This window comes from Arthrobacter sp. 05T47, assembly GCF_056395825.1.
In genome coordinates this window covers 1-2,775 of sequence record NZ_JBFTKG010000089.1, presented here as the reverse complement: position 1 = coordinate 2,775, position 2,775 = coordinate 1, and the positions used below count along the sequence as shown (strand labels likewise).

Below are 2,775 nucleotides of genomic sequence, written 5' to 3'. Positions count from 1 at the left end.
CCGTTATCCCCCGCGGGATTCTGTCGATCGAAGCAACACCTTCTTTCAAGGTGGTTCGACATGTATCTCAGCTCCTCATCAGCAGCAGGCATCCGGTTTCTTGCCTCGGTAAAGCACGGGCACGGTCTCAAACCGTCCGCCCGTCATGCTGGCATCGATAAAGAGGTCGGCTACCGCTGGCTGCGCGAGGAATACTTGCGCCTGCGTCGCAGCGGCAAGACTCCCAGCGAGACGACGGCGGAGCTTGGGTTCACTACGTCCCGGCTCGTGGCGTGGGAAGCGGACGTCGGCCAGGTCAGAGACCGCCATCATCTTCGAGTCGACGTCGACGAGGAGGCCAGGTTTTGGGCGGCATTTGATCGCGGCAAAAGCCTTGGGGAGGCAGCTAAGGCAGCGGGAGTGAGCCGTTCGACCGGGTATCGGTGGATGCACGGTCGTTTCGATCAGTTACGTCAGTCCAAGGTGACCGTAAGGCGGTGCCAGGGCCAATTGCGCCTGACGGATCGTCTCAGCCTGAACTTCGAACAAGATCGACTGTCGCGACTATCGAAAGAGCGAAATGCGGCGACCGCGGCGCAGCACGCCGCTTTTCTCTCCTCTGGACGTTATGCAGACCAGATGCTCGGTGCGGTGCTCTCAGAGGCGCAGCAACGCCGTGCTGCGCGGGCCGAGAAGTATTGGCAGCTGATGCGCAACGGAGTGAGCAACGCAGAAGCCTGCAGACTTCTTGGTATGCACAGAAGAACGGGGACGCAGCTGCGTCGAGCCAGCAATTTCCAGATCCCACCCATCAGAGTTCCATCCGTAACCGCGGGCCGCTACCTGGATGCGCGGGAACGGATGCGGATCGCGGACCTGCTGCGGCTGGGGCACTCGATGCGACGCATCGCGGTGGAACTGGGCCGTCACGCTTCCACGATCAAACGGGAACTGGACCGTCATCGGGACGTTCAGGGCCTCTACCTGCCCCGTACTGCCGATCACGACGCCCGGCTGCAACGGGCCCGACCAAAAGTGCATAAGCTCGCCGCCAACGCCCGGCTGCGCACCCTCGTGCAACGCAAACTCAACCGTTTCTGGTCGCCGGACGAAATCTGYGGATGGATGAAGAAGACGTACCCCGATGACCAGGCGATGCGGTTGTGCCCGGAAACGATCTACCGCGCATTGCTGCTGCGTGAGGACCACGGCCTGCACCAGCGGTATGCCACGAAGCTGCGCACCGGTCGCCGCGTCCGCAAGACGCGCTGGCGCACGCGCACCGGGCAGGGATCGCGGATCCGCAACATGACCATGATCGACCAACGGCCCGCGGAGGTCGAAACCCGGCTAGAAGCAGGCCACTGGGAAGGGGACCTCATCGTCGGCGTCGGGTCAGTCTCGGCGATGATGACACTCAGGGAAAGGAAAACCCAGTACGGCGTCATCGTGAATCTGCCCCTGGATCACACCGCTGCGAGTGTCAACGCGGCCGCAATCAGCGCGTTCGCGACGCTGCCGGCACACCTGAAACGAACGCTCACTTGGGACCAGGGTGTGGAAATGGCCTGGCACGAGGAACTAACAAAGAGGACCGGGGTTCCGGTCTACTTTGCCGAACGCTCCAGCCCCTGGCAGCGCGGCGCGAACGAGAACTTCAACGGGCTGGCCCGCCAATATTTCCCCAAKGGCACCAACCTCGCGGTTCACAGCGCTGCGCACGTCTCTCACGTGATGCGTGAGCTCAACGAACGGCCACGGAAGACCCTCGACTACGACACCCCGGCAGCACGATTCAAAGCCGAACGCACCGCGCCTGCCGCCGCTCTGCGATAGCCTCAAAGCATCGGGAAAACGACCCGAAAACACGCATCTGTTGCGTCGACCCTCAGAAACCGCCCAACCTGAGTGGCACAGTTTTGCGGGCGGAGTATATGGGCATCAAAGATTCCGGTAGCTGTATCGGATTTTCTCGCAACGCCGGTGCGGCCGGAGGATGTCGCGGTGGGGGACCGGCTTATGCGGCAGGCGAAACCGGCACGGATCAGTGCTGGGGCCAAACCACCGCTTCTAGCAAACAGTGGATTGTGAATGCCTGTTGGTCGCATTCGTGGACTCATCGCACGAGGGATGCTGCGAGGCTGACCGGCGGCGGTTATCCAGGATCAGTGGCAGAAGGGCCGCAGGGGAGGGGGCAACGGCGGTGGCCTGCGAGGCTTCCTCGGCCTCCCCGTATCCCCAGAGTGCGAATATTGTGGGGATTCCGTGTTTGGCTGCTCCCTCAATGTCGTAGCTTCGGTCTCCGACCATTGCGGGAGTGGATATGTCTACGCCTTTGGATTGGAGCCGGCGCAGCACTTCGGCGATGACGTCTGCTTTGCTCGCTCTTCCCTCGCGGTCCGACGCTCCGCATACGTCAATGAACTGCCTTTCAATTCCAAACTTTCGAGCGAGCCTGATTGCTTGGTCTTCCACCTTGGATGTGGCGACAGCCATTGGAATCCCGGCCGAGTGCAGGTGTTTGAGCAGGTCCATGATTCCGTCGTATGGGCTGGACTGTTCGGCTCCATGATCGGCGTACGCTTTGCGGTAGTGTTGGAGGGCCTTTTGGGCGGTTTTTTCGTCCAGTTTTGAGACTGTTCTGAAGGAGTCGATCATCGGTGGCCCGACGAATCGGCGCAGTTTGTCCATCGAGGGGACTGGCGCCCCGACAGCTGCCAGGGCCTGGGCGGCACTTGCTGTAACGCCGGGTGCTGAATCCAGGAGCGTTCCGTCCATGTCGAACAAGATGCAGCT

General features: G+C 61.6%; 2 protein-coding genes. One reads left to right on the top strand and one right to left on the bottom strand.

The features are described from left to right. The first annotated feature begins 60 nt into the window (after positions 1-60). Entirely contained in the window at positions 61-1,815 is a 1,755-nt protein-coding gene (locus tag AC1DEY_RS22785) for an IS30 family transposase (protein ID WP_476869983.1), read from the top strand. Positions 1,816-2,049: 234 nt separating this feature from the next. On the opposite strand, the gene AC1DEY_RS22780 is transcribed toward AC1DEY_RS22785, so the two are convergent. Continuing rightward, on the bottom strand, positions 2,050-2,775 hold a 726-nt coding region (locus tag AC1DEY_RS22780; RefSeq protein WP_476869982.1), incomplete at its 5' end, for an HAD hydrolase-like protein.